The organism is Neisseria sp. P0014.S009 (genome assembly GCF_051958155.1).
Classification (GTDB): Bacteria; Pseudomonadota; Gammaproteobacteria; order Burkholderiales; family Neisseriaceae; genus Neisseria; species Neisseria flavescens_C.
In genome coordinates, this window is record NZ_JBQCVS010000009.1 from 1 (window position 1) to 15,881 (window position 15,881).

Below are 15,881 nucleotides of genomic sequence, written 5' to 3' on the forward strand. Positions count from 1 at the left end.
GAGCGGAAATAGACGAAAACCTGTTTTGGAGTTTCAGCTGTCGAAGGAAGGGCTTTTTTGCAAAGGTCTCGGCCTTTTTATTAAATAATCGGATAATTTATATGGTAAAGTCCAGAAGGTAGAAATCTTCTTTGCCTACGCCGCATTCAGGGCATTTCCAGTCGTCGGGGATGTCTTCGAACTTGGTACCTGCCGGCAGGCCGTGTTCGGGGTCGCCGACATCTTCATCGTAAATCCAGCCGCAAGGGCCGCACATATATTGAGCCATTTGGTGTTCCTTCTATTTTAAAAGGCCGTCTGAAACCGTATTTTCAGACGGCCTTTCGTGTGTTTTATTGTTGATATTTTGAATTTATTGAGCTGCTTCCAAAGCGGCGATTTCTTTACGCAGATGTTTGATGGCCGGTGTTACGATGGCGACAAACATGGCCTCGCGGACGCGGCGTTGTGCCGGGCTGCGCATCAGATAGCCTTTCGCGCCTGCATGCAATGCGGCAGATTGAGTGGCGTTCAATGCCAATACGGCAGCCGCTTCACGCAGTTTCAAGGTTGCCAGCGTGTCAGGTTTATTGTTCCACGCATCATCGGCAAGGCGTTCGGTTTCCGCCCATGCGCCGTCCAACGCAGCTTTCAACTCATCGTAGCTGTGGTCAAGGTAAGCGTTCACTTCCGCGTTCACTACATTGGCCATACGGATAATACCGAGCGCACCGTCAATCACACCGGCGCCGATACCCATTTGCAGCAAGATAAAACCGGCTTTAATGGTCGGGATATAAGACTGGAACTGCTCAGGCGCAGCAATCACATCTTCATCGGGAATAAACACGTCTTTAAAATTCAGGCTGTAAGTGCGCGTGCCTTCCAAACCGCAAAACTCAGGGCAATCTTGCAGGGTAACGCCTTCCCATTGACCGCCGGTGATAAACATCACATAGCTGTCGCCGATTTGGGCGGTATTTGCCCAAATGTGGTCTTCGCCGATATTAGATACCCAAGGCAAAGCACCGTTGATTTTGTAGCCGCCTTCGACACGTTCGGCTTGCAGATTGTGTTTTTCGATACCGGCAAGGTGTTTGACGGTATTGGACATGCCCGTACCGGCCAAAACTTTGCCCTGCAGAATATCGGCCAAATATTTGGCTTTAACCGCTTGGTTGGGGGATTGATGCAGATACCACGCGCAAGCTGCCTGACACCATGCGCTGAACGAAGTCGCGCCGCATTCTTTACCGATTTCGCGCAATACGGCGATTTGCGTTGCCAAACCCAAACCGTTACCGCCTTCTTCAACCGTACCGGTCGCGGCAAAACCGCCGATTTTGCCCAATTCCAGCATAAATTCTTTCGGGTACAGGCCTTTGCGGTCGATGTCGTCTACCAATGGTTTTAATTTGCTTTTAACGAGTTCGGCAACATTGTTCAGTAAAGCTTCGCGTGTCATGATTTTTTCCTCTGAATAAGGTTTGAAGCGTAGATGGTTCTACTCATGAATTATTCTTGGCAACAAGGATATCCTTGCTTTTTACTAAAAGGCCGTCTGAATTTTCAGACGGCCTTTGATGAGATTAGGCAAATGCCTGCAATTCAGGGTTGATTTCAGTTTTGGCAAGGTTGTTGACGTAGTTGCACAAGGTTGCCAAAGCAACGCCCATAACGACTTCAACGGCTTGCTGTTGGTTGTAACCGGCATCGAAGAATGCTTTCAGCTCGTCGTCGGATACCGCGCCTTTTTTCGCCATAACGGCTTGGGTGAATGTCGCCAAAGCACTCAGTTTGGCATCGTCAAACTCGCCTGCAGCCAACGCGCGCGCAGCTTTGATGGATTGTTCGGAAAGCAGTTTTTTCAAGGTTGCCAGTTTAGTGTGGCCGGCAACGCAGAAGCCGCATTCATTGGTACGCGCGGCAATGATTTGAATGACTTCGACTTCGCCGGCAGTCAGGCTGTTGGCACCATTCATTTTGCCGACTTCTTGATAAAACGCCAAAGCCTCCGGCGCATTGGCCAAAACGCCGATCAGGTTAGGAATAAAGCCGTTGTTTTTCAATACGGCTTCAATGCGTGGTTTAGCAGCTTCAGGAGCGGTTTCAACTGTGTGTATGGTTAAACGTGACATTTTTATGACCTTTTTTGTAATAAAACGAAGTGGGCATGATAAGCCATTCGTTTTTGTTAGAAAAAGATTAATTGGTTATTTACCGTAAACCAAAAGTTATAAGGCCGTCTGAACGGATTCAGACGGCCTTATCATAACGATTCAACTCATTATTTTATAAAGTTTTTCAGCAGCATAGAAGCGATGTCATCCAAGCCGAAGCCATCCGCATCTTGAGCCGTGCCGTTAGGAGTGGCTTTATCGACCAAGTCAGGCAATACTTTTGCCAACAAATCGCCTGCTTGACCGGCATCCACGCCGAATTTTTGCGCGATTTGGTTTACCGTATCGCTACCCAAAGCATTTTGCAGGTCGCTGCCGGACACAGGCAGGTTGCTGGATTGGTTGGAAATCCAGCTGCTCAGGGCATCGCCCAAACCGCCTTGTTGCAGTTGGTTGATCAGGTTGCCTACGCCGCCTTGCTGTTTCACCAAATCCATCGCCATATCGGTCAGAGAACCTTGTGCGCCGTTTCCGCTGTTGCCACCCAACATTTGGGTAGCCGCATTCAAAAGATTGTCCATGAGTGCCATGACTTTTTCCTTGTGTGTGTTTATGTCTAAAAAAAGAAAGCGGAGTGTAGCAAAATTTATGCCGGAAAAAATCAGGCTTAACCAAACTAAACTTCTTTTATCCCAAAGCCGTAACAAAACAAAGGCCAAGACTTTTGTGCGTATTGGGAAAGAAAATCGGTTATATTAGTATCATTCATCAATGTCAATTAGGCCTCGAGTTCTCCATCTACTTTTCACAAACGATTCAAATTCATAATCGCCTAAGTCCAAGTTATCCGCATGATCGGTAATGATAATTTGTGGTGCATATCCATATTGCTCTTTTAAGTCATGACAATATTTAGCTAACCTTATAAATAAGTGGGTTACAGCTTTAATGTCGCCATCAATGTTTTCTTTATGCTCCAGATTTGCAATATCTTTAGTATCAAATATCTCAGCATTATCATGCTGAAAATTAGGAAAATACACCTGCGTGGGTTGGTCTAAAAATAGAATAGAAGGTATAGCCACATTAAAACCATTATGTTCTAATTCAATAAAATATTGGTGCAAGGCTAAAAATAAAGTAATATGGCAATAAAGCCAATTTGCACCACTTCCCATTGAACGTAAATAAATCTCTCTTTTTCACCATCATGATACAAATCAAAGCTATTTAAAGAAAATTTCAAATTAATTGGCTTATAAGAATCTTCAAAATCAAAATATTTTCCAATTTCCGACATGATCTGATTAATTCTCTCTTCAGCTTTGCTTAAATCATTTTTGAAACTATACTTACTTAAACTTGCTTCAACGCTGCTTAATCTTTGTTTCAATTGATTTATTTCATCACCATTCCCTAAGCCACTCTGTTTTTGCACAAGAATATCAAGCATGGAAAATAGACTCGCTTTGATCTGCAAAATTTGCTCATAACGACTCTTAATTTTTTTAACATCTTCGTTTTTTTGTTCTAGCTCTCTTTTTTGTTGTCTTGTTTCCTTAATTTTATTATCAAGATCGCGAATTTCTTGGCTGATCTCTCGTTCTTCAACTTCTAACTGAGACCTTAGTGAATGATTCAGAGCAATATCTTGTGATAATTTTTTCATAGCTTGACCGAGAAGATCTGCCTGTCTTGTGAGTGAATTATTTTCTGATAAGCAGAAAGGGCATACACAAACACCAACTTGAACTTGATTTAATGATTCCATCGAAGACAGCATATTAGAGACTTATTTTTCAGTATCTAAGTGTTTACGAATAGACTCTAATTTAAAAGATAACTTTCTTCTTTTATTGTCATCATTATTTATTTTATCTAATAAACCTTTAAAGAAAACCGCTTCCCTATTGGAATCGTAGATGATGTTTTCATCTGTAACAACTTTATTTAAAGTTTGCTTTGAGTCTTGAGCGTTTCTCCTAATATCCTCCATCTTAACAGGATGACTTTCCATTCCCATCAAAGAATAAAGAACATTAAGTTGATTCTCTATACTAATATTATTTTCGTTGATGTATTTTTCGATAATTTTTTGTTCCTTTTCGAGTGCCTTAATTTCGGATTTTAACTGGGCTTCCTCTTGAGAAAGTAAATAATATTTCTGATCGACAAAACCAAGGAAGATTTTAGTATGGGCAATAGCCTGTTCCCTTTTTTCTCTTTCGTCAAATCGATAGAATAGAGCATGTTTATTTGCGACTAAATTTTGATGCTGTAAAATAAAGGACATAAAACTTCTTACCGAGGGGCTAGGTAAAGAACGACCTCTAAATTCGGTTGTTTCCTGAGATTCATTAATATCAACAATATCTATAAATAGCTTAGTTAACTGTTTTTTATAGTTCTCATTGGTAAGAAAATATTCTTCTAAAAAATAATCTGAAGAAATTAAGTTAAATTGGTAAGCATCTTCTCTCCTAAAAAATCCACGTCCATTATCTTTTTTCCTACCAAGAACAAAATATTGCTCTTGGATTTGTAAGTACAAATAATAGATTTCTGCATGTTGAGTTATTACCCCCTTTGGAACGGTGTAGCCTCCACCAAAGCAATAATCAAAAATTTCAATTAAAGCACTTTTTCCTGTTGAAGATTTACCAGTGATAATATTTAAGCCTTCTTGCAATTCAATTTTGTGAATTTTTCCTAATTGATCTAGTACACCTATTTCATGGATAACTGTTTTTATGGTTTGATTCCTAACGATATATAAATTTCATAAATAGAACGATTACTAAATAATTTAGCAAGATTTTTAGCAACTCTAATTCTTTTTTTACTATTCTTTTTTTGGATAGGAATAAATGATAAGGAATTTATATCAGTTTCTAACCATTCATTGACTAAACAATATTGGATACTGTCTGATGTCAATATCTTTAATGAGTTTATCCTATCCTGTAAATCATATAATTCTTTGAAATGTTTAAAGAACACAGTATGCATAGAACTCCGGATATTTGAATTTTCTATTTGGGTTTTGAAAAATGGGTGGGTAAATAAGGGAATAAGAATAGGTAAAAGTAATGAGTTTTTCTCTACTCCCGTTAATTCAGAATAAAAATCAGCTAAATATTTACCATACTTGAAAGGGTTATATTTAGCTAAGTACAATGCATCAATAGTATTCATTTTGTAGTATCCCACTTCAAATCATCATTATTATCCATAGCATCATGCATAACACCGTTTCTATAGGCTATATGTGGTCTATCGCTACCTATAAGGAGTGGTTCAGAACCAATAATATCATCATACAAGTCACAAGAATTCGTAGAATTCCTCCTAGCTTTCCGATATTTTGTCTTATAAATAGAAATAAGCTCCGCCTGGTAACCCTTTGTTTTTTCTCTATAAACAGGGCTATTATCTAAGTCTTCACTAAGTGATTTTGTAAACTCTAACCAATTACCTACAGCTTCAGAAATTACCTCTTGATAATTAATATCTTGTATTTTTGAAACAAATTTCTTAGTTGCGTTTTTTGCCACTTCTTGTTCTGTTGCTATCAATCCTTGAAAATCAGGAAACGTAAATTCCTTTCTACGTAAATTAGATGTTAAGTCTTCACATTTTGCTTTGAATTCTCCATAAGAAATACGCCAACTCTCTTTATTTCCTAGATTGTAAATAAAACCAATCAAGCCTTGTAGAAAAGCATCTTGATTATTGTATGGAATTCCTGAAAGATTTCTTTTTTTAATCCTATCTAGTATCTGTTCTTTGCTTTCCGATGCAGTAAATAACGTTACTTTTCCAATAACTGGTAAAAGAAAATTATCAACTTTATTCATAATATCTTCTTGCATTTTTGCTATTTCAGAAGTAGATGAATTAGAAGAATGAATGTCTTTAAGTATTTTTAGTCGCTCTTGAGGACTACTATCATTCCATTGAGCCAGTTTTGTTGTTTTTCCAAAAAGCTGAGTAGTATGTAAGATCAAATGGTTATATTGTCCATGATTAAATTCGGGTGCTAACCAGTTTTTGAGTGTTTTCCAAAAACTTTCATGATAATCAGTAAGTGCCGCTGCAACATCTTTTATTTCAATTTGGCTTCCTGTATTTTCTCCCTCAGTAATAAGGCTAATATCACCATCTTTTTCAAGGTAAATACAATCCCCTTTGCCCATATCAAAACATTTATCAAGAGCTACTATACTTTGATGATAAAAAGCTTGTGCGGTTGTCAATGCAGAATTTTTTGTTTCTTTCACCATATGATCTTCTCCAAAATTTGTAACTCTAAAATATTATACTTCACATGATATAAAAAGAGTAAATTGAGTTAAAACTATAATATTTTTGAATTTTTACTTACTCTATTCAACATACTTTTTATTAAGTCTGATAATATATTTACAAAATAATCTTCTTTACTTAATAACCAGAAGTTAAACACAAAGTTTTGGCTATTCCTCATTCTATTTATTTCCCTCGGATACTTAATAATCGTGTATCCGAGGGAAATAAAAGGCGTATTTGGAACAAAAAAAACAGAACCCTGTGTTTAAGTTCCGCTATCGAGTGAAAAGATAAAGAGAGTTATTTCACAATGGTTTTAGCCTTTAATTTTGATGCTTATTCTTCGCGGCCATTAAAATACTCGGCCGCGCCACCTTCAAAAAAGCCTTGCAAAATCGCCTGCGCCGCTACTTGGTCAAGCACGGATTTTTGTTTTCGGCCAAATACTTGGGCTTCCGCAAGTAGGCTTTCCGCGTATAAGGAAGACATCCTTTCGTCCACCCAATAAACCGGCAAATTAAAACGTCCGTGCAAACGGCGGCCAAACTTGCGGCTCAAACGGGTCAGCTCATGCTCCGTGCCATCGGTATGCGTCGGCAGGCCGACCACAAAATACTTGGGTTGCCATTCTTTGACTAGCTTGGCAATAGCCTCGAATTTTTCATCATTGCTGTTGCCGGTTACCGTCGCCAGCGGATGGGTCATGCCCAACTCGGCATCCCCCTGCGCCACGCCAATACGCGCCTCGCCGAAGTCAAAGGCCAAAACCGTACCTTTTGGTGCATCAGGCATGGCCGACTCCTGAAACCAAGGCGTTCGGATTGACGCCCAATTTTTCAAAAGCGGCGGCATAACGAAGCTCGTAAGGCACATCAAAAAGAATATGCTCATCCGCAGGGACGGTCAGCCAAATATTTTCTGCCAGCTCGCGCTCCAACTGCCCTTTGCCCCATTTGGAATAACCAATACTGATCAAAGCCTTGTCCACCGCACCTTCTTTAGACAAGTTTTCAATTACATCGCGCGAAGAAGTCAGTGCCACGTTATCGGTTACCACCATGCTGTTTTGCCAGCGGCCGATCGGCGTATGCACGACATAGCCGCGCTCAATCTGAACCGGCCCGCCCATCATCACGTTTTCATGTTGCAGACGCAACGGGATATTGCGGTCGGCGGCGGCGAAAATCATGTCCATGGTAATCGGCGAAGGTTTGTTGATGATGATGCCCAGCGCACCTTCTTCATCGTGTTCGCACACATAAATGACCGTATCCGTAAAAAACGGATCATCCATATGAGGCATGGCAATCAGGAAATGGTTGGCTAAATTCATATTCTTTTAATCTATTAAGCTGATTTTATTATTTTTGTCCATCGGCAACCGGCGCGTCCACCACGCACGCACCGTAAACCGCGCCGCCTGCCGGTACCGGCGTATCGGTTTTCGCATGGGCAAAACACGATACCGCGCTCAAAGAGTTCTTCGGCGAACCTTGAACGATTTTATCGCTGTATACCAAATAAGCAAAAGACTTACGTTTCGGATCGTAGTAGCGGATAATCTGCTGGCTCTTAAATGCTATGCTGGCACTGCGTTTGAACACTTGTCGCGGTTTCAAAACCGCAGCCTCGTTATAACGGATGACTTCCGCACTTTGTACGCAGGAAACCGATGCGTCGCTGGCATCTTCTTCCAGATTGACCGTTTCTTTCAAACCGCCTTTTTTCGCGTACGAAATATAACAGGCAACCCCTTGCACATCAGGATCGTCAAAACCTTCCACTTCAATACGGTCGTTTTTACCCAGCATATGAAACACCGTACTGGCGCGTCCGATTTTATCGGTATTGTCACCGCAAGCCGCCAAAACCATGGCACCCAACACTACTAATAAATATTTTTTCATAATATCCTGTCGATGCAGACTGTCAGTTTCCAGGCAGACTAAACCCCGTCCGCCTACTCTATCGTTACTATATAAGACCGTTCGTCCATATTGCAACCCGATATTATTTTCAGACGGCCTGACAGACAGTATAATCCGTCCTATTGTTCCTACTTTGATAGCAAGATCGAACCATGCGTTACAAACCCCTCATTCTCGCCCTGTTGCTCAGTTTCTCCCTGCCAACCTATGCTGCCAAAGACGCGCCGAAAGAAAAAGCGGCCGCCGTCAAAAAAGCTGCGCCCGTGAAAAAAGAGAAAGAAGCCGCCAAGGCAGATGTAAAAAAAGAAACCTCAAAAAAACAAGCGGTAAAAGAAAAAGAGGAAGACAAAAAAGCGGTTAAAGCCAAAGCTGCCAAAAAGAAGGAAACTGCCGACAAAAACGAACGCGCTTCAGCCAAAAACAAAACGGCTAAAGCCGCCGAAGCTGCTGCCGACAATAAAAAGGCCAACCGCAAAGCCGAAGAGCCTAAAGAAACGGCAAAAGACAAAAAAAACTCAGCCGCAAAATCCGGCAAAGCCAAAGAACAAGACAAGAAACCTGTTGAAGATAAAAAAGACAGCAAAGCCAAAGAACCCGTAAAAAAAGCAGATCCTAAGGAAACCAAAGCCAAAGAGCCTGCAAAAAAAGCGGTTGACGACAAAAAAGACGCTAAAAAAGACACAAAAGCCAAAGAGCACAACAAAAAAGCCGAGCCTAAAGTTGAGCCAAAAGCCGCTTCTTCAGCCGAAAACGATTTCAAAGCAGCCGTAACTGCCGCCGCCAACGATATGGAAACCAAGAAATCCTTTGCCAAACGCAACGAGGGTTTCATTATCCATGTTAATGCCACGCTCAAACAGCTGCAACAAACACGCAACAACCTCTCCGGCATCAACCGCAAACAACGCGACGCTTGGGAAAAATTCCAAAAACTCAATGCCGATGCCAACCAGTTAAAAGCCGAAGTTTCCAACACGCGCGCCCAAATTTCGCGCTTTGTGTCCGGCAACTATAAAAACAGCCAGCCCAATGCGGTTGCCCTCTTCCTGAAAAACGCCGATGCCGGTCAAAAAACCCGCTTCCTGCGTTACACGCGTTATATCAACAACGCCAACGACCAAGTCATGAGAGACTTGGAAAAACAACAGAAAGAGCTGGCAGCGCAAGAGCAAAAAATCAACAATGAATTGGCCTACCTGAAAAAACTGCAAGCCAATATCCAAGCTTCCTTGCGTCAACAAGGCGTAACCAATACCGCCGAACAAGCCGAAAGCCGCCGTCAAAACGCGCAAATGGCCAAAGAAGCGCAAAAGAAAATCAACCACAGAGAAAACGAGCAACGCCTCAACAATCTCTTGAAAGATTTGGAAAAACGCAAGGCTGATCAACGCAAAGCCGAAGCCGAAGCGCGTAAAAAAGCCGCCGAAGCCCGTTTGGCCGCCGCTGAAAAAGCCCGCAAAGAGCAGGCTGCCGCCCAACAAAAAGCCGAAGCCGAACGCGCCGCCATGTCTACGCTGACTGACGAAGACATGAAACTGCAAGCCCCGAACACCCAAGGCTTGACCGTCAGCAACGCCAACAGCTTCAGCCGTATGCAAGGCCGTCTGAAAAAACCGGTCAACGGCACACTGGCAGGCCTGTTTGGTCAAGACCGCGGCGATGGCGAAGTTTGGAAAGGCGTGTTCTACAATACCGTTCCTGCTCCGGTCAGCAGCATTGCCTCAGGCACGGTTACTTTTGCCGGCGAACTTGAAGGCTACGGCAAAGTAGTCGTCCTCGACCACGGTGACGGCTATGTCAGCATTTACTCCGGCCTGAACGAAATCGACATCGCCCAAAACTACGCCGTCAATGCCGGCAGCAAGATTGGCACCAGCGGCACTTTGCCGTCGGGCGAAACCGGCCTTTACCTTGAAGTCCGCTACAACGGACAAGTCATGAATCCGCTTTCATGGATTAACTGATGTTTCAGACGGCCTGAGTGAATTTTCCCCTTCAGGCCGTCTGAATTTTCATCATAAACTACAATAAAACACGATTTTCACGCCTGTTCAGCACATTAAACAACAAACTTTTACCTTAAACTTATTGTTCCAAGCGTTTAAATCACATAAAGTCAACGGGTTCAGAGAAAACAAAAACCACTTTGCTTACCGTACACAAAAAGAAAGTCAAACGAATGTCAACAAAATCCACTTTGAAAAAAGTTGCAATCTACACTCTCGGCGCATTTAGCGGCATCGCCCTCAGCCTGAGTGTACAAAGTTTTGCCGCCGAAAAAGACAAAAAAGATAACGAGGCCCTGCCCGTGCAGACCATCCGCACCATGGCAGAAGTGTACGGCCAAATCAAAGCCAACTATTACCAAGATAAACCCGATGCCGAGCTTTTTGAAGGCGCAATGAAAGGCATGGTGTCCGATCTCGATCCGCATTCCGAGTATATGGACAAAAAAGGCTATGCCGAAATGAAAGAATCCACCAGCGGAGAATTCGGCGGCCTGGGCATGGAAATCGGACAAGAAGACGGCTTCGTCAAAGTCGTTGCCCCGATTGAAGACACTCCGGCAGAACGCGCCGGCGTGAAAAGCGGCGATTTCATCGTCAAAATCGACAATACCTCTACCCGCGGCCTGACTGTCAGCGAAGCCGTCAAAAAAATGCGCGGCAAACCGGGTACCAAAATCACCCTGACCCTTTCACGCAAAAATGCCGACAAACCCATCGTCGTCAACCTGACCCGCGCCATCATCAAAGTCAAAAGCGTGCGCCATCACCTGCTTGAAAAAGACTACGGCTACATCCGCGTCTCCCAATTCCAAGAGCGCACCGTTGCCGCACTCAACGAAGCCGCACAAGCCCTCGTCAAAGAAAACAAAGGCCCGCTCAAAGGTATCATCCTCGACTTGCGCGACGACCCGGGCGGCCTGCTCAACGGCGCAGTCGGCGTATCCGCAGCCTTCCTGCAACCTGACGTAACCGTTGTCAGCACCAAAGGCCGCAACAAAAAAGAAGGCATGGTTCTCAAAGCAACTGCTGAAGACTACATCACCACCAGCGGCAAAGACCCGTTGGCCGGATTGCCTGCCGAGCTGAAAACCATTCCTATGACCGTCCTGATTAACGCAGGCTCGGCCTCCGCTTCCGAAATCGTTGCCGGTGCATTGCAAGACCACAAACGCGCCGTCGTCGTCGGCACACAAAGTTTCGGCAAAGGCTCAGTGCAAACCCTGATTCCGCTTTCCGGCGGCAGCGCAGTTAAACTGACCACCGCCCTCTACTACACGCCAAACGACCGCTCGATTCAAGCACAAGGCATTGTTCCTGACGTTGAAGTCAAAGATAAAGACCGCGCCTTTGAAAGCCGCGAAGCCGATTTGGTCGGTCATATCGGCAATCCGTTGGGCGGCCAAGACGTCAACAGCAGCACTGAAACGCCTGCCAACGCCGAAACCAAAGCCGATAAAGACAAGTCCAAAAAAGACAAAGATGAAGACATCTCCAGCCGCCGCATTCCAAATCCGGCCAAAGACGATCAGCTCCGCAAAGCCTTGGACTTGGTAAAAAATCCAGCCGAATGGCAAAAATCTTTGGGTTTGGCAGCGAAAAAACCTGCACCGAAAAAAGATGAGGATAAAGACAGCAAAAAATAAACCCATCTTTATCCAATAAAAGGCCGTCTGAAAACTTTCCCATTTTCAGACGGCCTATAAACACTTTCCTACTCCAAGGCAAAAACAAACATGAACATTTCCAAACTCATCCTCCCCGTCCTGACCGGCCTATTCCTCTTAAACTCCCCAGTATCATCGGCAGCCAAACCCGAACAAGCCTCTGAAATGTACATTGCCAACAAAATTACCGGTGAAAACCTACACGGTTTCTGGGGCAATGCAGTCGAAAACGAAGAAGGCGCTCTTATCAACACAACCATCTTTAACCCCGACAACACTGGCACAGACATCGCCATAATGAGTTTCAAAGCCACCAACAAAATCTTCACCATCAGACAGGACTTTAATTGGACATTTGACGAGAAAAAACAAGAAATCCACCAAACCGTAACTGACTATAAAACCTCCATCAACGGCAAAGAAGAACAAAACAAACAAAAAATAGGTGAAGAAAGTACCATAAAAGCCAGAATCCTCATCATCAAAGGCCTGCCCGGCATGTTGGAATTGACTGGCAAAGCCAGTGGCAACCAAACCAGCTACTTTAAACAAGATCCGGATAAAATACTCAACCATCTTGAAAACAGCAAAAAAACACGCCCATAATCTCAAGGCCGTCTGAAAACCTCCCTCACTTTTCAGACGGCCTTCCCACTAAAATACTGCGGAAACAAAACACCATGGCAAAAGCCCCCAAAACCATCTACCAATGTTCCGAATGCGGCGGCACTTCCCCGAAATGGCAGGGTAAATGCCCGCATTGCGGCGAGTGGAACACGCTTCAGGAAAGCCTTGCCGCGCCCGAACCGAAAAACGCCCGCTTCCAATCTTGGGCGGCGGACACCTCGACCGTCCAATCCCTCTCCGCCGTCACCGCCACCGAAGTGCCGCGCAATCCGACCGGCATGGGCGAACTCGACCGCGTATTGGGCGGCGGTTTGGTAGATGGCGCGGTCATCCTGCTCGGCGGCGACCCCGGCATCGGCAAATCCACGCTGTTGTTGCAAACCATCGCCAAAATGGCGCAAAGCCGCAAAGTGCTGTACGTTTCCGGCGAAGAATCCGCCCAACAAGTCGCCCTGCGCGCGCAACGTTTGGAACTACCGACCGAAGGCGTGAACCTGCTTGCCGAAATCCGCATGGAAGCGATTCAGACGGCGTTGAAACAGCATCAGCCCGAAGTCGTCGTCATCGACTCCATCCAAACCATGTATTCCGACCAAATCACTTCCGCCCCCGGCTCCGTGTCGCAGGTGCGCGAGTGTGCCTCCCAACTGACGCGTATCGCGAAACAGATGGGCATCGCCATGATACTGGTCGGACACGTTACCAAAGACGGCGCGATTGCCGGCCCGCGCGTGCTGGAGCATATGGTCGATACCGTACTGTATTTCGAGGGCGACCAACATTCCAACTACCGCATGATACGCGCCATTAAAAACCGCTTCGGCGCGGCAAACGAATTGGGCGTATTCGCCATGACCGAAAACGGTTTGAAAGGCGTGTCCAACCCGTCCGCCATCTTCCTCGCCAGCTACCGCGACGACACGCCCGGCTCATGTGTTTTGGTCACTCAAGAAGGCAGCCGCCCGCTTTTGGTCGAAATTCAGGCATTGGTCGATGACGCTCACGGCTTCACCCCCAAACGCCTCACCGTCGGCCTTGAACAAAACCGCCTCGCCATGCTGCTCGCCGTCCTCAACCGCCACGGCGGCATTGCCTGCTTCGACCAAGACGTGTTCCTCAACGCCGTCGGCGGCGTCAAAATCGGCGAACCCGCCGCCGACCTCGCTGTCATCCTCGCCATGCTCTCCAGCTTCCGCAACCGCCCCATGCCTGAAAAAACCGTGGTTTTCGGCGAAATCGGCTTAAGTGGCGAAGTCCGCCCTGTTGCACGCGGGCAAGAGCGGCTCAAAGAAGCGGAAAAACTCGGCTTCAAACGCGCCATCGTCCCAAAAGCCAATATGCCGCGCAACGCCAAAGAGTTTCCGAACCTGAAAATCTACGGCGTCAGCAGTTTGCAGGAAGCGATTGATGTTTGTCGTGACGGGGACTAAACCGTTTCGATAATCCGCCTAAAAAAACAATCAGCTAAAAGGCCGTCTGAAAACTTTCAGACGGCCTCTCTTTAAATTTAAATAATTTTGTTATATTATAACGAACGACTTTATTCTATCTTTTCTACTTTATTCTATCTTTTCTACACATCGAAAATCGGAGAGAAATCATGAAAAAAACCGCTTTGCTTATCGCATCTGCCTTCCTGTTCAGCACTGCCGCACACGCCCATCGCGTTTGGGTTGAAACCGCCCACACACATGGCGGCGAATACCTTGAAGCCGAATTAGGCTATGGCGAATTCCCGGAGCTTGAACCCATCGCAAAAGACCGCCTGCACATTTTTAGCAAACCCATGCAACTGGTGACTGAAAAAGGCAAAGAAAACATGATTCAAAAAGGCACATACAATTACCAATACCGTAGCAAACTGCCGGTCAAAGACGGCAGCTACTTGGTAACCGCCGAATACCAACCGACTTTCTGGTCAAAAAACAGCGCGGGCTGGAAGCAGGCAAGCATCAAAGAAATGCCTGATGCAAGCTATTGCGAACAAACCCGTATGTTCGGTAAAAACATCGTCAATGTCGGCCACGAAAGCGCAGATATCGCCATCATCACCAAGCAAGTCGGCCAACATCTGGAAATCGTTCCGCTGGACAACCCCGCCAACGTCCACGTCGGAGAACGCTTCAAAGTCCGCGTCCTCTTCAATGGCGAGCCGCTACCTAACGCCACCGTTACCGCCACATTTGACGGCTTCGACACCAGCGACCGCAGCAAAATCCATAAAACCGAAGCCCAAGCTTTCTCCGATACTACCGATGACAAAGGCGAAGTCAGCATCATTCCATTGCGCCAAGGTTTCTGGAAAGCCAGCGTAGAACACAAAGCCGATTTCCCCGATCAAAGTGTGTGCCAAAAACAGGCGAACTACACTACTTTGACTTTCCAAATCGGTCATTCACATCATTGATTTCTCCATAACAAAAGGCCGTCTGAATATTTCAGACGGCCTTTATTCATCCTATTTAAGGACGATGCGGCGCAAACTGCCATTGTCCCAATTCCAAATTCAAATCAAACAGATTCAGACAGCCTATTGCCACGCGAACCAAGCGTAAACACGGAAAGCCTGCTTTCGCCGTCATCCTTCGCACTTGGCGGTTTTTCCCTTCCGAAATTTTGATTTCTACCCAAAAATCAGGCACAGACTTGCGCACGCGAATCGGCGGCACGCGCGGCCATAAAACATCCGCTTCACCCTCTTCCAATACCCTGACCTCGGCCGGACAGGTGACAAAATCGCCCAAATCTACGCCACGGCGCAACAAATCCAATTTGGCTTCATCTGGAGAACCCTCCACCTGCGCCCAATAAGTTTTAACCTGCTTGAATTTCGGGTCGGCAATCTGCGCCTGCAAACGGCCATTATTGGTCAGCAGCAGCAAACCCTCGCTGTCCGTATCCAAACGGCCGGCCGGATAAAATCCCGGTTTCTCGACAAAATCCTTCAGGCACTGATGTTTTTCATGTGCAGAAAACTGACAAATCACGCCATAAGGCTTGTTTAGAATAATCAAATCGTTCATTTCACACTTTCAGACGGCCTTAGATTCCAAGAAATTCCGGATAATAAAAAAGACACCGTATAAACGGTGTCTTTCATATTTGGCGGAGTAAGAGGGATTCGAACCCTCGATGCAGGTTGACCCCACATGCTTCCTTAGCAGGGAAGTGCCTTCAGCCTCTCAGCCATTACTCCTAAGGAAGTCCGCAATATACGCTTCCTGCCCTCCTTCGTCAAGCATTACC

General features: G+C 45.2%; 16 protein-coding genes, 1 tRNA gene and 1 pseudogene. 5 read left to right on the forward strand and 13 right to left on the reverse strand.

Annotated elements, in window-relative coordinates:
• Positions 1 to 97: 97 nt before the first annotated feature.
• The 11 genes and pseudogenes from ACTHS4_RS07770 to ACTHS4_RS07820 all read right to left on the reverse strand — a co-directional run bounded on the left by ACTHS4_RS07770 (position 98) and on the right by ACTHS4_RS07820 (position 8,314).
• Positions 98 to 268, reverse strand: coding sequence for a rubredoxin (locus ACTHS4_RS07770; RefSeq protein WP_003747315.1), 171 nt, complete (start codon positions 266 to 268; stop codon positions 98 to 100).
• Between the two features lie 84 nt (positions 269 to 352).
• Positions 353 to 1,444, reverse strand: a complete 1,092-nt coding sequence (locus tag ACTHS4_RS07775; RefSeq protein ID WP_070825979.1) for an acyl-CoA dehydrogenase family protein — start codon at positions 1,442 to 1,444, stop codon at positions 353 to 355.
• A 124-nt stretch (positions 1,445 to 1,568) separates the two neighbouring features.
• Positions 1,569 to 2,117 (reverse strand): carboxymuconolactone decarboxylase family protein, encoded by a 549-nt coding sequence (locus ACTHS4_RS07780; RefSeq protein WP_063068843.1) that lies wholly within the window; start codon positions 2,115 to 2,117, stop codon positions 1,569 to 1,571.
• A gap of 149 nt (positions 2,118 to 2,266) precedes the next feature.
• Positions 2,267 to 2,689: a YidB family protein gene (locus tag ACTHS4_RS07785; protein ID WP_070825980.1), complete on the reverse strand. Its 423-nt coding sequence runs from the start codon at positions 2,687 to 2,689 to the stop codon at positions 2,267 to 2,269.
• 171 nt (positions 2,690 to 2,860) lie between these two features.
• Positions 2,861 to 3,882 (reverse strand): annotated as a pseudogene (locus ACTHS4_RS07790) (DUF3732 domain-containing protein).
• 9 nt (positions 3,883 to 3,891) lie between these two features.
• Positions 3,892 to 4,788 carry an AAA family ATPase gene (locus ACTHS4_RS07795; protein ID WP_440365677.1) on the reverse strand — a complete coding sequence of 299 codons (897 nt, stop codon included), beginning with the start codon at positions 4,786 to 4,788 and terminating at the stop codon, positions 3,892 to 3,894.
• A 59-nt stretch (positions 4,789 to 4,847) separates the two neighbouring features.
• Positions 4,848 to 5,294, reverse strand: coding sequence for a three component ABC system middle component (locus tag ACTHS4_RS07800; protein WP_070825981.1), 447 nt, complete (start codon positions 5,292 to 5,294; stop codon positions 4,848 to 4,850).
• Complete coding sequence (locus tag ACTHS4_RS07805) at positions 5,291 to 6,382, reverse strand: hypothetical protein (RefSeq protein WP_070825982.1); 1,092 nt, start codon at positions 6,380 to 6,382, stop codon at positions 5,291 to 5,293. Before ACTHS4_RS07805 ends, ACTHS4_RS07800 begins: the two co-directional genes overlap by 4 nt.
• A 361-nt stretch (positions 6,383 to 6,743) precedes the next feature.
• A complete protein-coding gene (gene ruvX / locus ACTHS4_RS07810; RefSeq protein ID WP_003680463.1) occupies positions 6,744 to 7,199 on the reverse strand; it encodes a Holliday junction resolvase RuvX in 456 nt (151 codons plus the stop codon).
• Positions 7,192 to 7,740, reverse strand: coding sequence for a YqgE/AlgH family protein (locus tag ACTHS4_RS07815; RefSeq protein ID WP_070825983.1), 549 nt, complete (start codon positions 7,738 to 7,740; stop codon positions 7,192 to 7,194). The genes ruvX and ACTHS4_RS07815 overlap by 8 nt, the downstream gene beginning before the upstream one ends.
• 28 nt (positions 7,741 to 7,768) lie before the next feature.
• On the reverse strand, positions 7,769 to 8,314 hold the full coding sequence (locus tag ACTHS4_RS07820) for a CreA family protein (protein ID WP_049328632.1): 546 nt from the start codon (positions 8,312 to 8,314) through the stop codon (positions 7,769 to 7,771).
• A gap of 173 nt (positions 8,315 to 8,487) precedes the next feature.
• Between ACTHS4_RS07820 and ACTHS4_RS07825 the strand changes: the two genes are divergently transcribed.
• From ACTHS4_RS07825 to ACTHS4_RS07845, 5 genes are all read left to right on the forward strand, one after another.
• The gene (locus ACTHS4_RS07825) at positions 8,488 to 10,299 is read left to right on the forward strand and encodes a murein hydrolase activator EnvC family protein (protein ID WP_070825984.1); all 1,812 of its coding nucleotides are present in this window, start codon (positions 8,488 to 8,490) and stop codon (positions 10,297 to 10,299) included.
• A gap of 215 nt (positions 10,300 to 10,514) precedes the next feature.
• The gene (locus ACTHS4_RS07830; RefSeq protein WP_371460475.1) at positions 10,515 to 11,987 is read left to right on the forward strand and encodes a S41 family peptidase; all 1,473 of its coding nucleotides are present in this window, start codon (positions 10,515 to 10,517) and stop codon (positions 11,985 to 11,987) included.
• Positions 11,988 to 12,077: 90 nt separating this feature from the next.
• On the forward strand, positions 12,078 to 12,614 hold the full coding sequence (locus tag ACTHS4_RS07835; protein ID WP_440365678.1) for a hypothetical protein: 537 nt from the start codon (positions 12,078 to 12,080) through the stop codon (positions 12,612 to 12,614).
• 74 nt (positions 12,615 to 12,688) lie between these two features.
• On the forward strand, positions 12,689 to 14,065 hold the full coding sequence (gene radA, locus ACTHS4_RS07840; RefSeq protein WP_070825987.1) for a DNA repair protein RadA: 1,377 nt from the start codon (positions 12,689 to 12,691) through the stop codon (positions 14,063 to 14,065).
• 170 nt (positions 14,066 to 14,235) lie between these two features.
• Positions 14,236 to 15,042 (forward strand): DUF4198 domain-containing protein, encoded by an 807-nt coding sequence (locus tag ACTHS4_RS07845; protein ID WP_070825988.1) that lies wholly within the window; start codon positions 14,236 to 14,238, stop codon positions 15,040 to 15,042.
• Between the two features lie 55 nt (positions 15,043 to 15,097).
• Here ACTHS4_RS07845 and ACTHS4_RS07850 read toward each other — a convergent pair whose 3' ends face one another.
• Together ACTHS4_RS07850 and ACTHS4_RS07855 are read right to left on the reverse strand one after the other, a co-directional pair.
• Positions 15,098 to 15,658 (reverse strand): pseudouridine synthase, encoded by a 561-nt coding sequence (locus ACTHS4_RS07850; RefSeq protein ID WP_070825989.1) that lies wholly within the window; start codon positions 15,656 to 15,658, stop codon positions 15,098 to 15,100.
• Positions 15,659 to 15,738: 80 nt separating this feature from the next.
• A tRNA-Ser gene (locus tag ACTHS4_RS07855) sits at positions 15,739 to 15,831 on the reverse strand.
• Positions 15,832 to 15,881 lie beyond the last annotated feature (50 nt).

Excerpts from the sequence above, each read along its gene's own strand:
- ACTHS4_RS07770 (WP_003747315.1), bottom strand. The coding sequence starts at position 268 with ATGGCTCAATATATGTGCGGCCCTTGCGGCTGGATTTACGATGAAGAT.
- ACTHS4_RS07775 (WP_070825979.1), bottom strand. The coding sequence starts at position 1,444 with ATGACACGCGAAGCTTTACTGAACAATGTTGCCGAACTCGTTAAAAGC.
- ACTHS4_RS07780 (WP_063068843.1), bottom strand. The coding sequence starts at position 2,117 with ATGTCACGTTTAACCATACACACAGTTGAAACCGCTCCTGAAGCTGCT.
- ACTHS4_RS07785 (WP_070825980.1), bottom strand. The coding sequence starts at position 2,689 with ATGGCACTCATGGACAATCTTTTGAATGCGGCTACCCAAATGTTGGGT.
- ACTHS4_RS07800 (WP_070825981.1), bottom strand. The coding sequence starts at position 5,294 with ATGAATACTATTGATGCATTGTACTTAGCTAAATATAACCCTTTCAAG.
- ACTHS4_RS07805 (WP_070825982.1), bottom strand. The coding sequence starts at position 6,382 with ATGGTGAAAGAAACAAAAAATTCTGCATTGACAACCGCACAAGCTTTT.
- ruvX (WP_003680463.1), bottom strand. The coding sequence starts at position 7,199 with ATGCCTGATGCACCAAAAGGTACGGTTTTGGCCTTTGACTTCGGCGAG.
- ACTHS4_RS07815 (WP_070825983.1), bottom strand. The coding sequence starts at position 7,740 with ATGAATTTAGCCAACCATTTCCTGATTGCCATGCCTCATATGGATGAT.
- ACTHS4_RS07820 (WP_049328632.1), bottom strand. The coding sequence starts at position 8,314 with ATGAAAAAATATTTATTAGTAGTGTTGGGTGCCATGGTTTTGGCGGCT.
- ACTHS4_RS07825 (WP_070825984.1), top strand. The coding sequence starts at position 8,488 with ATGCGTTACAAACCCCTCATTCTCGCCCTGTTGCTCAGTTTCTCCCTG.
- ACTHS4_RS07830 (WP_371460475.1), top strand. The coding sequence starts at position 10,515 with ATGTCAACAAAATCCACTTTGAAAAAAGTTGCAATCTACACTCTCGGC.
- ACTHS4_RS07835 (WP_440365678.1), top strand. The coding sequence starts at position 12,078 with ATGAACATTTCCAAACTCATCCTCCCCGTCCTGACCGGCCTATTCCTC.
- radA (WP_070825987.1), top strand. The coding sequence starts at position 12,689 with ATGGCAAAAGCCCCCAAAACCATCTACCAATGTTCCGAATGCGGCGGC.
- ACTHS4_RS07845 (WP_070825988.1), top strand. The coding sequence starts at position 14,236 with ATGAAAAAAACCGCTTTGCTTATCGCATCTGCCTTCCTGTTCAGCACT.
- ACTHS4_RS07850 (WP_070825989.1), bottom strand. The coding sequence starts at position 15,658 with ATGAACGATTTGATTATTCTAAACAAGCCTTATGGCGTGATTTGTCAG.